Source organism: Streptomyces sp. MB09-01, assembly GCF_033794505.1.
Classification (GTDB): Bacteria; Actinomycetota; Actinomycetes; order Streptomycetales; family Streptomycetaceae; genus Streptomyces.
The window spans coordinates 15,061-30,226 of sequence record NZ_JARAYQ010000088.1; the positions used below are offsets into that span (position 1 = coordinate 15,061).

The 15,166-nt window shown below is 72.6% G+C and carries 13 protein-coding genes, 1 pseudogene and 1 riboswitch; of the genes and pseudogenes, 10 read left to right on the forward strand and 4 right to left on the reverse strand.

The genetic code is table 11. From position 1 onward, the window contains the following. Positions 1-19 precede the first annotated feature (19 nt). The 6 genes and pseudogenes from PV721_RS19820 to PV721_RS19845 all read left to right on the forward strand — a co-directional run bounded on the left by PV721_RS19820 (position 20) and on the right by PV721_RS19845 (position 6,735). The gene (locus PV721_RS19820) at positions 20-427 is read left to right on the forward strand and encodes a RidA family protein (RefSeq protein WP_319726176.1); all 408 of its coding nucleotides are present in this window, start codon (positions 20-22) and stop codon (positions 425-427) included. A 532-nt stretch (positions 428-959) separates the two neighbouring features. After that, entirely contained in the window at positions 960-1,160 is a 201-nt protein-coding gene (locus tag PV721_RS19825) for a hypothetical protein (protein ID WP_319726179.1), read from the forward strand. After that, positions 1,069-1,356 (forward strand): annotated as a pseudogene (locus PV721_RS43970) (DUF885 family protein); the annotation flags it as partial. The gene PV721_RS19825 and the pseudogene PV721_RS43970, both read left to right, overlap by 92 nt. Positions 1,357-1,888: 532 nt before the next feature. After that, positions 1,889-4,453 (forward strand): molybdopterin-dependent oxidoreductase, encoded by a 2,565-nt coding sequence (locus PV721_RS19835; RefSeq protein WP_319726181.1) that lies wholly within the window; start codon positions 1,889-1,891, stop codon positions 4,451-4,453. Further along, complete coding sequence (locus PV721_RS19840) at positions 4,450-5,412, forward strand: FAD binding domain-containing protein (RefSeq protein ID WP_319726182.1); 963 nt, start codon at positions 4,450-4,452, stop codon at positions 5,410-5,412. Before PV721_RS19835 ends, PV721_RS19840 begins: the two co-directional genes overlap by 4 nt. A gap of 201 nt (positions 5,413-5,613) precedes the next feature. Next, a complete protein-coding gene (locus tag PV721_RS19845) occupies positions 5,614-6,735 on the forward strand; it encodes an NAD(P)/FAD-dependent oxidoreductase (protein ID WP_319726185.1) in 1,122 nt (373 codons plus the stop codon). Positions 6,736-6,833: 98 nt separating this feature from the next. Here the strand turns inward: PV721_RS19845 and PV721_RS19850 are convergent, their stop codons facing one another. Together PV721_RS19850 and PV721_RS19855 are read right to left on the reverse strand one after the other, a co-directional pair. After that, positions 6,834-8,054 carry a glycoside hydrolase family 26 protein gene (locus PV721_RS19850; protein WP_319726187.1) on the reverse strand — a complete coding sequence of 407 codons (1,221 nt, stop codon included), beginning with the start codon at positions 8,052-8,054 and terminating at the stop codon, positions 6,834-6,836. Between the two features lie 193 nt (positions 8,055-8,247). Next, complete coding sequence (locus PV721_RS19855) at positions 8,248-8,793, reverse strand: GNAT family N-acetyltransferase (protein WP_319726203.1); 546 nt, start codon at positions 8,791-8,793, stop codon at positions 8,248-8,250. A 374-nt stretch (positions 8,794-9,167) separates the two neighbouring features. On the opposite strand from PV721_RS19855, the gene PV721_RS19860 reads away from it, so the two are divergent. After that, on the forward strand, positions 9,168-9,410 hold the full coding sequence (locus tag PV721_RS19860) for a protealysin inhibitor emfourin (protein ID WP_319726189.1): 243 nt from the start codon (positions 9,168-9,170) through the stop codon (positions 9,408-9,410). A 111-nt stretch (positions 9,411-9,521) separates the two neighbouring features. Here the strand turns inward: PV721_RS19860 and PV721_RS19865 are convergent, their stop codons facing one another. Both PV721_RS19865 and PV721_RS19870 read right to left on the reverse strand, forming a co-directional pair. After that, positions 9,522-11,612 carry a hypothetical protein gene (locus PV721_RS19865; RefSeq protein WP_416371141.1) on the reverse strand — a complete coding sequence of 697 codons (2,091 nt, stop codon included), beginning with the start codon at positions 11,610-11,612 and terminating at the stop codon, positions 9,522-9,524. 148 nt (positions 11,613-11,760) lie between these two features. After that, entirely contained in the window at positions 11,761-12,537 is a 777-nt protein-coding gene (locus PV721_RS19870) for a type 1 glutamine amidotransferase domain-containing protein (protein ID WP_319726194.1), read from the reverse strand. Between the two features lie 259 nt (positions 12,538-12,796). Here PV721_RS19870 and PV721_RS19875 point away from each other — a divergent pair, with 259 nt between their 5' ends. From PV721_RS19875 to PV721_RS19885, 3 genes are all read left to right on the forward strand, one after another. Beyond that, entirely contained in the window at positions 12,797-13,804 is a 1,008-nt protein-coding gene (locus PV721_RS19875; protein ID WP_319726196.1) for an AraC family transcriptional regulator, read from the forward strand. Positions 13,805-13,860: 56 nt separating this feature from the next. Beyond that, positions 13,861-13,922: riboswitch (guanidine-III (ykkC-III) riboswitch) on the forward strand. Between the two features lie 74 nt (positions 13,923-13,996). Then, complete coding sequence (locus tag PV721_RS19880) at positions 13,997-14,449, forward strand: Ohr family peroxiredoxin (RefSeq protein ID WP_319726199.1); 453 nt, start codon at positions 13,997-13,999, stop codon at positions 14,447-14,449. Then, complete coding sequence (locus PV721_RS19885) at positions 14,436-14,873, forward strand: hypothetical protein (RefSeq protein WP_319726201.1); 438 nt, start codon at positions 14,436-14,438, stop codon at positions 14,871-14,873. Before PV721_RS19880 ends, PV721_RS19885 begins: the two co-directional genes overlap by 14 nt. Positions 14,874-15,166: the final 293 nt, after the last annotated feature.

Genomic DNA, 15,166 nt, shown 5'->3' on the forward strand with positions numbered 1-15,166 from the left:
GGCAATGGAGGCGTGCAACATGCCCATCACCCTGATCAACCCCAGTGGACTGCCGGAGATCGACGCCTACCGGCAGGTGTCGATCGCGACCGGATCGAAGCTGGTCTTCGTCGCCGGTCAGGTCGCCTGGGACTCCGACGGTGTCACGGTCGGCGAGGGCGATCTCGCCGCGCAGGTCGAGCAGTGCTACCTCAACGTCGGTACCGCCCTGGCCGAGGCCGGCGCCTCCTTCGACGACGTGGCGAAACTGACCCTCTACGTCGTCGACTGGACCCCCGACAAGATGCCCCGGCTCATGGCGGGCATCACCAGGGCGGCCGCGAAGCTGGGGGCCGCACCGGTCCCGCCGGCCTCACTGCTCGGCGTCGCGGCACTGGACGTACCCGAGCACCTGGTCGAGCTCGAAGCCACCGCGGTCATCGACTGAACCGGCTCCCTTCGCCCCGGGCTCGTCCCTGATCAGGGTGGGCTTCCGCGGACGGAGGCCGTCGCGGTCCGCTAGGTTCGCCGTACGCACGCCGGTCAGGGGCCGGCCCGCATCAGGTGCCACCGTCCCGGCACCCGGGGCCCGGCCGCGCAGGCGGAGCGAGGGCGGCGCCCACCAGTTGGCGCCGCGGAGCAGCGTGATCGTGGCCGGCACCAGCACGCACCGCACCAGCGTGGCGTCGACGACGACGGGCGGCGGCGACTTCGACCGGAGGCCCGCCTGCGAGCACTGCGGCCTGAACCCCGCGGCTGGGTGCGTGTGCGGTCGTGATCTGGTCCGCGCCGGGTACGCAGAGGCCGGGGGAGTGCCAGAAACAGGGAAGGCCCCCGCCGGGCAGGCACACCGCTCGCCCCATCCGGCCGCACCGGACGTCCGGGCCGGGGACGATCCGATACCGGTCTCCTTCCGGGCCGCGCGACTGGGCGCTGTGCGGGGCAGGCAGGCACTCCGGGTGCTGAACACACCGGACGCCTTGCCCCGTCAGATCTCCGACGCCTACGTCGACGCCCTGGTCGAGCTCGATCCGATCGTCGGCACCGGCCTGGGGGTGCCCGGCGCTTCGGGCGCGCTCCCCGACTGCTCACCCGACGGCCGGCAGGCCCTGGCCGAGCTCGCGCGCTCGGCCCTTGCACGGCTCCCGGCCGCCGAGCAGGCGCCGGGCGCGGACAGCTGAAGGAGAGGCCCGCTACCTGGGCCGGCCCGCGCAGGCGATCACGTACAAGCTGGGCGAACGGGCTTGGTTGCAGGGCCGGGAGAGGGCGCGGGCGAAGCAGGGCTCGGACTTCGACCTCAAGCGGTGGCACATGGCCGCACTGTCGCTCGGCTCCCTGGGACTGGACGACTTGAAGGAGGAACTGGGCCGGCTGTGAGCGGCGGGGCGATCCCGCCTGACCACACACCCCACCTCTCGGTGCGGTGACGGCAAACCGCCGCCGGTTCACCGGTTCACCGGTCCAGGGCTTCCGGAGGCGGGCCGGCGGGCGGATGATCGGATCGTGGGCCGCGCACGGGATCTCCAGGCGGAGTTCCGGACCGAGGCTGCGGCGGCGTTCTCGTTCCTGGTGGCCGAGTCGGGTTTCGCGCATCCGGAGATGACGGACAGTCGGCTCTCCGGCGTCGCGCCTGCCGGCGCCCGAGCTGAGCCAGTGGATCATCCGCTTCACCGCGTCGTGACGAGCGCAGTGACGTCCGGCCGGTCGCGGGATGCGCCTCACACCGTTCGGTGATCCGGGACGCCACCGTCCGACGCCCCGCGGCAGGCGCGACCGGCAGGATCAGAGGTGCGATGACCCAGCCGGGCGCGCGCCGACCTGCGCCGGCCCCGCGAGCGGTATATCAAGGAGCGTGACGGTGAGCGCGAAGCCCGACGGCCGCCGCCCCCACGGCTGAGGAGTACGTCTCGTGGAGTTCGAGGTCAATGGCGCCCGGCGCGCGGTGGACGTGGACGACGACCCGGCCGCCGTGGAGGTGGTGCGGGACCGGCTGGGTCTGACCGGCACCAAGCTGGTCTGCGCCGGCGGAGTGTGCGGGGCCTGCACGATCCAGGTCGACGGTGAGCCCCGGGTGTCCTGCCTGACGCCGGCCGTCGTGCTCGCCGGCCGGCGGGTGACGACGGTGGAGGGCCTGGCCGGCCACCCGGTGGCGCGTGCCTTCGCCGGCGAGGACGCCCTCCAGTGCGGCTACTGCACCCCGGGGTTCGTGGTCGAGGCTGCGGCGTTCTTCGAGCGGTGGCGTGCGGAGCACGGCCGCACCCGGCCGGGGCGGGAGCAGATCGCGGACGCGCTGGCGGGCCACCTGTGCCGCTGCGGCGCGTACGAGGGGATCTTCAGGGCGGTGGCCGCGGCCTGCGCCGGCGCATACGACACGGAGCCGACGGGCGGACGGGCGCAGGCGGTTCCGCGCGCCGAGGCCCCGGAGAAGGCCGGCGGATCGGCCCGGTACACCACGGACCTGCGCCCCGAGGGACTGCTGGAGGGGGTGATCATCCGCTCGCCGCACGCGCACGCGCTCGTACGCTCCCTGGAGGCCGGAGGCCGTCCGCTCGTGCCGCTGCTGCCTCCCGACGGCGTGGTGCGCTACGTCGGGCAGCCGGTGGCGGCGGTCGCGGCGCCGGACCGCGCCTCCGCACGGGCGGCCGCGGCGCAGGTCAGGGTGGACTACGAGGTGCTGCCGGCGGCCCTCGACGTACGCCAGGCCCGGACCGGCGAGGGCCCGCTGGTCTACGACGACAAGGCGGCGCGCAAGCGGGCGCCCGGGTCCGGCGAGACCCCCCAGCTGGTGCCCGCCCGCTGGCGCGGCAACCTGCGCGGCCCGTCCGCCATGAGCAAGCGCCCCGCCGCGGCCGTACGCCGCATCACCGAGGCCCGGAGCCGGTACCCCGAGCGGGTGGTGGAGGGCGTGTTCACCACCGCCGCGCAGACACACACCCCGCTCGAACCGCACGCCTGCCTGGCCCAGTGGGTCGATGGCACCCTCCGCCTGGAGGTGTCCACCCAGTCGGTGAAGCGCGTGGCCGAGCTCGCCGCCGAGCGCTTCGGATTGCCCGCCGAACGGGTGATCGCGAGGGCTGTCCACGTAGGCGGCGGATTCGGCTGCAAGATGGGGCTGACCTCCGACGTCGTCGCCGCGGTGGAGCTGGCCCGGCTGCACGGCGCCCCGGTGCGGGTGGCGCTGGACCGGGACGAGGAGCTCACCGACGGCGGATACCGGCCCGGCACCCGGATCCGGCTGGCGATGGTCGCGGACGCGGCCGGCGATCTGAGCGCGCTGGCCATGGACGCCGACAGCGACGGCGGGGTCTCGGTGGGCGGCTCCGTGGCGTCACTGGCCCGGTTCATGTACGGCAAGGCCCCACGCAGGCTCCGCGACTTCGACGCCGTCACCCACCGGCCACCGGGCGCCCCGTTCCGCGGCCCGGGCGGACCCACGATGTGCTGGGCCCTGGAGCAGGCCGTCGACGAGATGGCCCACCGGCTCGGCCAGGACCCGATCGCCCTGCGCCGCCGCTGGGACGGCAACCCCAAACGGCACGCCCTGTACGACCGGGCCGCCGCCCTTCCGGTCTGGTCGGGCCCCCGCGGCGGCACCGGGAGGTTCCGCCGCGGCGTCGGCGTCGCGGCGGCCAACTGGCTGTACTTCCTCGATCCCGCCACCGAGGTCGAACTCACCGTCGAGGACGGAATCGTCGTCGCCCGCTGCGCCGTGCAGGACATGGGCACGGGCTCGCGGACCGTGCTGCGCCGCGCCGTCGCCGAGGGCCTCGGCGTACCGGAGGACAGGGTGCGCGCCGAGGTCGGCCAGAGCGACGCCGTGCACGGTCCCACCTCCGGCGGCAGCCGCACCACGCCCTCCATCGCGCCCGCCGCCGCCGATGCCGCCGCCCGGCTGCGCGAAGCGCTCGGCGCCGGTGACGTCGCCGCCCGGCTCGACTCGGCGCACGGCGTACGGGTGACCGGCCGGCGCCCCCGCGACCGCCGTGGCTTCGTCACCCCCTTCACCCTGGGCGGTATTGCCGTCGGCCGCGGCTTCACCGGATCGGTGCAGGTCGCCGAGGTCGAGGTGGACACGCGGCTCGGCCGGGTCCGCCCGCTGAGCGTGTGGAACGGCGTCGCCGCGGGCCGCATCCACGAGGACCGGCTGGCCCGCAGCCAGTGCGAGGGCGCCGTCGTCCAGGGCATCGGCTACGCCCTGTACGAGGAACGACGCACCGACCCGGCCACCGGCCGGGTGCTGACCGAGAACCTGGAGGACTACCGCATCCCAGGGATCGGCGACACCCCCGAGATCACCGTCCACTTCCATGAGGAGGGCTTCGAGCACGTCCCCGGCGGAGGCGTCGGTCTCGGCGAGATCTCGACCCTGCCCACCGCCGCGTGCCTGGCCAACGCGGTCCACGACGCGACCGGATGGCGCCCGTACGACATGCCCATCCGCCCCGACCGGCTCCTGGAAGGACTGGGTACGTGAGCACCGAACCCGCCCTCGCCGACCTCTCGGCCGCCGTCCTGGCCCGCGGCGGGGAGCTGCGTGCCGGTGGCACCGACACCACCGCCCGGCAGCGCAGCGGCCTCACCCCGGGGCCGTTCACCGACCTCGACGGCGCCGGCCACCTGCGCGGCTGCACGCCGCTCCCCGGCGGCGGACTGCGGATCGGCGCACTGACCACCCTCGCCGCGCTGACCGCCGACCCGCAGCTGCGCGCCGGCTGGCCGGCCCTCGCGGTTTCGGCCGGGACCGCGGCCACGCCGCAGATCCGCGCCGCCGGCACCCTGGGCGGCAACCTGCTCCAGCGCAACCGCTGTTGGTACTACCGCAATCCGCACGTCAGCTGCCTCCAGAAGGGCGGAACCGGCTGCCCCGCGCGCGAGGGCGACCACCACTTCGGCGTGGTCAGCGGCGCCGGTCCGTGTGTCGCCCCGCACCCCTCCACCCTCGCGATGGCCCTGCTCACCTACGATGCCGAAGCCGAGATCCACGGCGAACCTCCGCGCGGCGTCGCCGACCTGTACGGGGACGGGGACCGGCTCTTCCGCGCGGACCACCTGCTGCCGCCGGAGCGCATCCTCACCGCGGTCCTCCTGCCGGCGCCCTTGCCCGGCGAACGCGCCGCCTGCCACCGGGCCATCAGCCGGGCCCACGCCGAATGGCCCCTGGTCGAGGCCACCGCCCGGGTCGCGCTCGACGGCTCCACCATCACGCACGCCGCCGTCGCGGCGGGCGGGGTGGCGCGCGTCCCGCTACGGCTGACGGAGGTGGAGGGCGCCCTGATCGGCCGCGAGGCCACCCCCGGGGTCCTCGCCGCAGCCGCCGCGACGGTACTGGCGCGTTGCCGGCCGCTGCCGCAGACCGGCTACAAGGCCGCGCTGTTCAGGGACACCGTCCTGGAAGCCCTGGAACGGGCCGTCGGACCGGCTGCCGCCGGCTAGATCCTTCCCCATCCTTCCCCGCGAGGTTCGAGAAGGGCGCCCTGTTCGCACGCACGGAGGAGACCACCGCCGAAGCCTGAGCACACGCCACCCGATCCACCTTTCCGCTCCTTATGATTGCTCATGTGCCTGACAGTCGCGGGGTGTGGCGCTGCGCCGCTCCCACGAACGGCACCACACCCGGAAGGGAGCGATCGGCACATGACCAAGCCCCAGAGCGCGGGATACGACTACGACGTCGTCATCAGCGGAGCCAGCCTCGCCGGCAGCGCCGCGGCGATCCTGCTCGCTCGACGCGGTGTCCGCGTCGCACTGCTGGAACGCCGATCGGACCCCGAAGCGTACAAAGTGCTGTGCACCCACTCCATCACGGCCAACGCCTACCCGGTGCTGGACGAACTCGGCCTCGTCCCCGCCATCGAGAAGGCGGGAGCCGTCCGCAACGAGGCCCGCTGGTACACCCGCTGGGGATGGATCGAGCCGAGGGCGGCGCCGGCGGGCCCCGAGCTGCCGTACGCGTACAACGTCCGGCGCAGCATCCTCGACCCGTTGATCAGGTCCCGGGCGGCGGAGACCCCCGGCGTCGATCTGCTCCTCGGCCATCAGGTGACCGGGCTGGTCCGGGAAGCCGGACGAACCAGGGGCGTGCGCGCGTCGAGCCCACAGGGCGAGCGTGAGATCAGGGCCCGCCTGGTGGTCGGCGCCGACGGCAAGGACTCGGCCGTGGCGAAGTTCGCCGCGGTTCCCGCCCAGCAGCACGAGAACGCTCGGTTCGGCTATCTCGCCCACTTCCGTAACCTTCCGCTGCACGGCGGGATCGGCCAGACCTGGTTCCTCGAACCCGACATGGCGTACGCGTTCCCCAACGACGACGGGGTGACGGTCATGGCCGTGCTCCCGGACAAGAAGCGGCTGCCGGCCTTCCGGGAAGATCTGGAGGGCAGCTTCCTCTCCTTCATCCGCGCCCTGCCCGAGGCGCCGCCCATCGACTCCGCCGAACGCGTCACGAAGATCATCGGCGCCGTGAACTACCCGCTGCACAGCCGCAAACCGACCGCACCGGGTGTCGCGCTCATCGGCGACGCCGCCCTGACCGGCGACCCCCTGTGGGGAGTGGGATGCGGGTGGGCTCTGCAATCCGCGCAATGGCTGGCGGAGGCGGTCGCCCCGGCCGCGACCGGCCGCGGAGACCTCCCTCACGGCGTACGAACGCATGCACCGGCGGCGGCTGCGCGGTTACCAGTACCTGGCCGCCGACTTCGCCACGGCCCGTCCGTTCAATCCCTTCGAGCGCCTCATGTTCTCGGCGGCAGCGCGCGATGAATCGGCGGCACGCCACATGCATCTGTTCGCGTCCCGCCTGATCAGTCCGATGCGCTTCTTGAACCCGATGGCACTGGCCAAGGCTTCGGTCGTCAACATCAGGCATCGCGGGGCGGCGGTGCCACCCGCGCACCTGTCACGAACGGGTTCGTGACGGGCTCCGCGCTCCGGGCTCCGGTCCCGACTCCACTCGCTCTCGGCACCCGGCGCCGGCCGGGGGACTCCGGGTTGCGGTTCCGGCCGACCCTGAAGTCCTCACCGCCGAACGGCGGCGGTGATCGCCGCACACCAGCCGCGCCGCCGGCGGCGGCACCGGGAGGCCCTCCACGGCCCTGTCCGGTGGCCAGGAACTCGCGAAAGACCTGTGCGGAGCGCGGGTTCTGCCCGCACTGCCACACGCCGTGCGGGCAGTAGTCGGTAATGCTGTGGTAGAGCGGCTCGTGATCGGCGATCCACGCCAGCATGCTCCGCATGTACTCGTCGTTGTCGCCGTTCCGGAACAGCCCCCACTCGGGGTACGAGATCCGCTTGCCGTGCGCCTTCGCGAAGTCGACCTGCTGCTGGAGTCCGTAGGGCTGGTCGACCTGCTCGTCGAAGCTTTCGCCGGGAGGCTGGTCGTAGGTGTCCATGCCGATGACGTCGACCACGTCGTCACCGGGATAGCAGCTGGTCCAGGCGATCGCGTCGCTGCCGCGATTGGGGGCGAAATCGAAACGGAAGTGCTGCCCCTCCACCGAGCGCATGGCAGCCACGATGCGCCGCCAGTACCTCTTCCAGTTCTCGGGGTCGGGCCGGCATCGGTGGGTGTAGTCGAAGCCGTTCATCTCCCACCCGAGCACGATCACCGTGTCCGGCACCCCGAGGTCGACCAGACGCTCGGCCAGCCGCCGGTAGTGGTGGTCGTGCTCACCCTGCGCGCCGGCGCGGATCAGCTCGGCGACCCGGTGGTCGGGGACGCCGCCCTCGTTGTGCTCCTGCATGGGCACGTTCAGGACGAACAGCCGATCGGCCCTCGCCTTGCGCCACCGTGCCCAGCTGCGCAGGGAATCGGGTGCTCCCTCGATGTTCGACCAGGTGTCGCCGGGCAGGTAGGTGTGCCCGGCGCGCAGGTCGGTACCCCCGAGCCAGCTCGAGAGTCCCTGCATCCTCTCGACGCCGGGCGAGCCGTAGTGGAGGTAGGCGCCCACGGCGACCTCGGCCCCGCCACCCGTACGGGCAACGTCCCGCGGCGGTGGCGCGAAGGCGCCCCCGGTGACGAGGAGGGCGGCTGCGACCGTACTCGTGCAGGCGCCCGCCAGCCAGCGGCCTCGATGGGACATGACACCTCCGTGAGCTCCGTGAACCGATCTGCCTGCCTCTGCGACGTTAGGCATCTCATCCGATTCACGGCCTGCCCGGTGTCCCGATCCTGGGCCATTCGCGGCAGTGGGCCGCCTCCGCTTGGCCCGACCGGGTGAAGGCCGCCACCCGGACGCGCCGCGACTTCGGCCAGGGGCGTCGTGCCGCGGCCGCTCAGCGCAGGGGCAGCACCATGACGTCGTACGCGGGGGACGCGTCCCCGTACTGAGCCCGGCCGACGTTCCGGTAGCCCCAAGCTCCGTACGCCGCCTGTGCGGGCGCTGCCTCAGGCTCCGGCCGCATCGTGAGCGCGATCCGCTCGGCCTCCAGGCCGGCTATCAGACGCCGGTGCAGCTCTGCGGCGATGCCCTGCCGGCGCCACCCCCTCCGCACCGCGAGCTCGGCGAGGTTGAAGGTCCTCCGGCCGGTCTCTTCCACGAAGGCATCCCCGAGGGGCGCCCGCACGGCGCTCCACCAGCCGGTATCCGCGGGGAGCCAGAAGCCGTACGAAAAGCCGGCGATCTCGCCGGAGGCCCGCGCCAGGACGAGGCGGAAGCCGTCCCGTGCCGCTTGCCGGCGCGCACGCGTGAGGAAGTCGACGGCGTCCTGGGGACCCTCGTCGTACGGCGCCTCCGCATAGACCTCCCCGTAGACGGGCACCACCGCATCCAACTGCCTTACGACCTCGTCGAAATCCTCGATCTGCTCGAACGCCACCACGGTCAACCCGGCCTCCCACACTGAGTGCAAACGCGCGCCCCGGCGGCTCTTCACCGCCCTCAGGGCAAGATCACGAAGTCAACCTAGAGGACGGCCCGGCGAGCACATCGATCACGGTCCCGGGCCGCGATCCTGCCCGCGGCCGTACGCCTACGCTCCTCACTCCCGCCCCCGACACCCGAAACGTCCCACCCGCACCTCCGGCTTCACCGCATCCGGCCCGCTACCGACAACCCGGCCACGCAGCGGCGCTTTCCGGACGTTCGTGGCGCCCGTACCCCGGCCCGCGACAGAGGGCCGGTGTTCGGGGCATCCGCGGGAGTGGCTGCGACACGCAGGCCGAGTGACACCACCGGGAACAGGGAGGAACCATCATGCTGATCACCGTCACCCGCTCGGGAGGCTTCGCCGGCTACGAGAAGCTCCGTGCCCTCAACACGTCGGGCCGTGCGGACGCGGCCGAGCTGGAGGACCTTGCGCAACGGGCCGTAGCGCCACTGGCCGACGGCTATCACTACCGGATCACCGTCGACGACGAGGTGCTCGATCTCCAGGACTCCTGCCTGTCCGACGCCCAGCGGGCGCTGATCCGCACCGTCCTGGACGAAGGCGCCTGACCGGCCTCACGGGGGCCGCGCCCGGAACCACCGGGCCGCGGCCCCGAGGAGACCGGCCCACGCCAAGGTGCCCCCGGGCCGCACGTTCCGGGGGCGCCCTGACGCCCGGTGCTACGGCGTGGTCGCCGCCATGGCGTAGCCGAGCAGGCCCTCCCTCGCGTAAGGCCCTTCGCAATCGGCTCTGTTGGAGACGAAGTGGTCGAAGACGGACGGTATGTAGCACCGGTAGAGGGGCACCGAGCCCGGCACCGCCTTGGTGTACACGTATTTGACCGCGCCGAGGGGCTGCCGGCCCTCGCAGCCCGGATCGGGGGTCAGCAGCGAATGGTCCGCCACCTTGCACTCGTAGAGCCGGACCGTGCCGGGTGCGGGGTCCCGCAGCACCTTCCACACCGCCTCGTGGGTGAACCCGGCCGGCAGGGGGCGTGAGGAGGCCAGGTGCCCGGCGTGGGGGCGGTAGCCGCGGACCAGGGGTACGTAGGGGGTGGTGTGGCCACGGGCGCCCTCCCACGTGCGCAAATAGCCCTCGGCGCCCTGCATGAGCTCGTCCACCACGTCCTGGCCGCCGGTCACCCGGATGTCCTCGATCCAGTCCGGAACGAGGCCGTAGTGGGTGCCGCCGCCGTCCGTGTTGACGTCCCAGACGCGCGAGCCGGTGACCTGGCGGTCGAGGACCGAGCCGCCGTCCGGGCTGCGGAAGGGGTACCGGACGGGGTTGCCGGCCGCGGCCCTGGGGCCGGGGAGCCAGGCGAAGCCGTTCATGTCGGTGCCGATGCCGTACCCGGCGCCGTACTTGGCGCGCAGGGCGGCATGTCTGCGCGCCTCGGCCGTGAACGCGGGAGCCTCGTACATGTGGCCGGTGATGAAGCCGCCCAGGCGGTAGACACGCTCGGTCCAGTTCTCGTCCATCCAGCCGTGCGTGGACAGGACGCCGGAATAGCGCTCGGCTTCGAGCACGCGCAGCGCCTGGTTCGCCGCCTTGACGCTCATGTGGTCGATCTCCAGCATCATGCTGCGCTTCATCATGCCCAGCACCGCGTACTCGCCCAGTGCGGTCAGGCCCCGGCGGTTGCACTGCGCTGCCTGCAAGGAAGTTCCGTACTGCGGGAGTTCCACACCTTCCGGCAGGGCGTCGCGAATCCGGGCCTCCGCCTCCGCCTCCGCTTGGGACGTTCCCGTGCCGCCCGTATTTCCGGTGTCCTCGGTCGTCCCGGTGGCGTCTGCGTGCTGATGGCCCTCTGCCGCCGGCCCGGCGGCGAGCCCGAAGCCGATCGGGTTGTCGTGCTCGGGGCCGGTGCAGGCCTCCGTGCTCCAGAAGGTCCCCGTCGACAGGAACTGGCCGGCGTTGATGGCCATGCCCTGGGTGCCCGAGTCGAACCGGACCCCGCACAGGGCGTTGTCGAACTTGTGGCACAGGAACATGCTGCGCACGCCCAGGCGGTGCAGTTCGTCCAGGCCGCGGTCGATGTCGGCCATGGTGCAGCGGGCGCTGTCCAGCACCTGCTTGCAGCCGAACGGTTCGGACGTCTCCACCCCGAGGACGACGGCGAGCTTGCCCTCCTGGATGACCTTGCGCGCCTGGTCGGGCTCGGTGACGACCCGGAACCAGCCCTTGCCCGCGCCGCCGTACATGGCGTCGACGTAGGCCTGGAGTTCGTACGTCTTCTGGATCTGGAGCCTGATCGCGGTCATCTCGTCGCAGCCGCGGTCCTTGAAGAAGTAGAGCGAGCAGATCACCCCGTTGGTGACCATGTCGTTCACCAGGATCCGCTGGCCGCCCCGCCAGGCCCGCTCCACCCAGGCGTAGTAGGTCTGCTGGTGGGTGGCGGAGTCATGGGCCGGCCAGTCGCGGAACGCCGGCCAGCCGTTGGGGTCGTGCCGGCCGTCACCGCCCTTGGTGATCATGTCGAAGAGGGCGAGGACGCCGTTCGGATAGTGCTCCGGGCAGTCCTTGAGGGCGTCCGTCACCCCCGCCGTGGAGAAGACCTTCCCGCAGACCAGCCGGCCGCCGAAGCCCTCGTCGGACATCAGGTGGACGTGCCCGTCGACGTATCCGCGGACCCGGCCCTGGGCGTCGGTCCCGGTGAACGGCTCCCCGGTGACGTTGACCTGCGAGTCCGGCGCCGGGCGCGCCACGGGCTCCCACCACTGCGGTCCCGCCGACGCGCCGGCGGCCGCGGGGCCGAGTACCAGGGTGACCATCGCGAGGACCAGGCCGGCTAACAGGTAGCGGCTCCGTCCGAAGGCTCTTCGTCGGTTCATCGCCATCCCTCCCATCCCTTTCACGAAGCGTTCATGACACTGCGGAGATGGTCTGCGGTCGCCGGCCCGCGCGATGCGGGAGCCGGGCTCAACCCGAGTGGTGCTGCACCGGTCCCGCCGCATGGGCGCGGACCAGGGCCACGTACTCCGCCGCCAGGCGGTGGCAGTCGCCGGGCCACCGCGCGGAGACGTAGTTGGCGTCCTTGACGGCGAAGCCGCGTCCGGGCCGGGCGGCGGTGTCGCGGACGGGCAGCGGCGGGCCGGCGAGGAAGTGGCGCGGATCGGCGAGCGCCGCGGTGACCTCCTGCTGCACGGTGGTGCTGTACGTGCGGTAGTAGCGCCCCAGCCAGAACCGCGTGAGGTTCCAGCCCGTCAGCTCCAGCAGGGACGTCAGGGCCGTCGTCCGCCGGCCGTGGAGGACCGAGCGCCCGGTGGCGGGATCCACGGCCCGGGCGGCGAGCAGTACGCCGTGGCAGACGGCCCCCACCGGCAGGCCCTGAGTGAAGATCCGGGCGAACAGCCGCTGGGCGGTGGCGTCCTCGAGCAGCGTCCGCATGCCGGTGGCGTGGCCACCGGGCACGAAGAGGCCCGTGATCTCGGCCGGGTCGACATCCGCGTACGAGCAGGGGGCGAGGAAATGGGGGTCCTCGGTGAGGCGCCGGTAGGCGGCCAGCTCGGCGCGGCGGGTCATCAGCCAGGGCGACAGCCAGGAGAAGCCGAGGTCCGTGAGCCTGGGGTCGGCGAGCGCGACCTTCCCGCCGGGGGTTGCGAACCGCACCTCGAAGCCGGCGTCCCGCAATGCGGCCCACGGCACCGCCGCCTCGGTCGGGTCGTAGTCGCCTGCGGGGAGCAGGAAGAGAATCACGGCGTACTCCTCTGAGCGGTGGTGATCAGGGCAGCACGCTTCCCCCGGCTTCCCTGGATTTTCCGGATTGCCCGGCATCCCGGCGCCCCGGGGGACCCTGATCCCCTCGGTGTCCGAAGGCCGACCTTAGGAGCGGCCCGCGGCCCCGTCATTCACTCCGGCGGCCAATGCGTTGACTTCCGAACCCGCCCCCCCCGCGCTCGTCCCACGGCGGCGGACGGTATTGACGGGGGTGATGTGCCCGCATTGACTGGCGGCCGTGTCCACCACCGGGTCGCCCTCCGTCACCGCGTCGTACGCCCTCGCCGTCCTGAGTGCGACGGCAGAGGGCAGCGGCGGGCCGTCCGGTTCCTGGGCCCTGCCCACGGAGCGGCTGGAGTACGGCGAGATGCGCGCCCTGTGGGACGAGGTGCTCCACGCCCGGAATGCCGGCCCGCACACCGGGCTCCTGGTGGGCGACCGGATCCGGCCCGAAGGCCTGCACATCCTGGGCCACCTCGTCCTCACCTCCGCCAGCCTCGCGGACGCCGCGCAGGCGGCCGAGCGCTACCACCCCCTGGTGAGCCAGGCGGGCACGGTGACCCTGCACCGTCGCGGCGGCGTCGGCCGGATCTGCTACCGGCCGACGGTCGGCCCGGCCGCCATGCACCCCCAGCAGGTGGAGGCGGTCGTCAGCAGCATGGTGCGGGCGGCCCGCTGGATCACCGGCGACGACTGGGCGCCCCTGGCCGCGTCGTTCGCCCACCCCCGCGCGGGCTCGGCCGAGCCCTACGCCCGGGTCCTCGGCTGCCCCGTCACCTTCGACGCCCCGGAGAACGCGATCACGGTCGCCGACGAGGACCTCGACAGGCGCCGCCCCCTCTACGATCCGACGCTCAACGCCCTGCACCGGGCTTACGCCGACCGGCTCCTGCACCAGCTGTCCGCCGCCACGGCGGTGACCGTGGCCGAGCGCGTACGGCAGTGGCTGGAACAGGCCGCGCTCGAGGACGCGGGTCCCGAAGGCCCTGCCAAGGAACTCAACCTCAGCGTCCGAACCCTGCGCAGGGCCCTGTACGCGGAGGGCACGTCATGGCGCGCGCTCCTCGACGCTGCCCGTCATGGTCGGGCGAGGTGGTTGCTGGAGACGACGGTCTTGCCGTTGGATCGGATCGGCTTGCTTGTGGGGCTGAGTGGTGCGACGGCTCTGGTTCGGGCGTTCACCCGGTGGGAGGGCATGCCGCCGGGGGCGTACCGCAGTCGGTTTCGGCCCGGGTCCGGCGGGTGAGGAACTTCACCGTGGGGCAAGGCCCCGGGCCGGCCGTCACCGTTGCTAGATTGTCCGGCGGTCGGATTCCTGGCCCCGGACGAGATGCGCCGTACCCGGTTACGCACGACGACGCGTGAGGTGCTGCACGAGCAGTGCCGTCCGTTGTCCGCACCCGGGCAGCGTTCTCGTCGAGCCAGATGGGCCGAATCCATGACCGTGCCACTTACCCGCAGCCTGTACCGGACGACCGCGCATGCCGTCGGCGGCCGCACCGGATCCGTCCGCACGGACGACGGCCGGCTGGACGTGCGCCTGGCCCCGCCGCGCAAGAAGGTGCCCGGCACCACCAATCCCGAGCAGTTGTTCGCGGCCGGTTTTGCGGCCTGTTTCACCTCCGCGTTTGCGGAGGTCGCCGCCGAGTTCGGGGCGGATGCCTCCGCCGCGCGCGTGGCCTGTGAAGTGGAGCTCGGCACCACGGACACGGCTGCGGGTTACGGACTTGCGGTGGTCCTCACGGTGAGTTTGCCGGGGTGGCGGGCGGTGGACCTTCAGCCTTTGCTGGAGCGGGCGGACGCGGTCTGTCCGTACTCGCAGGCGGTGCGGGGCAATGTGCCGTTGATGCTTGTGGCTGTGGATGATCTTGCCGTTGATGGCCGGGTCTGAGCCGGTGTCGGTGGGTGGTGTGCCGGTGCCGGTGCCCGGGTACGGTGCGTGGTTGCGGCGCGGTATCAGCCGCAACGGCGGACCTGTTGTCGAGGACCGTGAAGTGGTGTGGTTGCAGGCGGGGTTGTATTACGCCGACAGTCGGGGTTTTGCCGGGACGACGTCCGTCGACGGCTCGCAGGTGCGTTTCCACCACCTCAGGGGCGAGCCCGGTGAGGATGTGGGCGTTTTCCGGTGGGAGGGTGTCAACCTGGTCGAGCGGGGCACCAACGCGGATGGCAGTACCTTCCTGGAGATCTGGACTCCGCTGTCCGGCGCAGCCGGTGCCGCCGGTTCCTGGTCCGGCCCGGACCACCAGGTGGTGCGCGTCGGCCGGCACGTGGTGCACGTCGATTCCGATGCGGGGACGTACTGGCGGCTGTGACCTCCCGCTGGTGACCTCCCAGGTGTGGCCTCCCGGCGGTGGCTTCCCGCCTATGGCCTGCCGCCGGTGACCTGCCGCCTGTGGCTTCCCGTGTGGCCTCCCGCGTGTGGCTTCCCGGCGGTGGTCCTGCGGTGGCCGCCATGAGCGGCGATGCCGGCTTCACACCTGCTGGAGCGGCGCGGGTCCGATGGCGCGGGGTGTTAGGGCGATGTCCAGGACGGCGCCGGCGCCGTGATCACACGAGCCACACTGTGATCGTGGCATCGGGGGGAGGGGCCGCGTAAGGGGTCGGC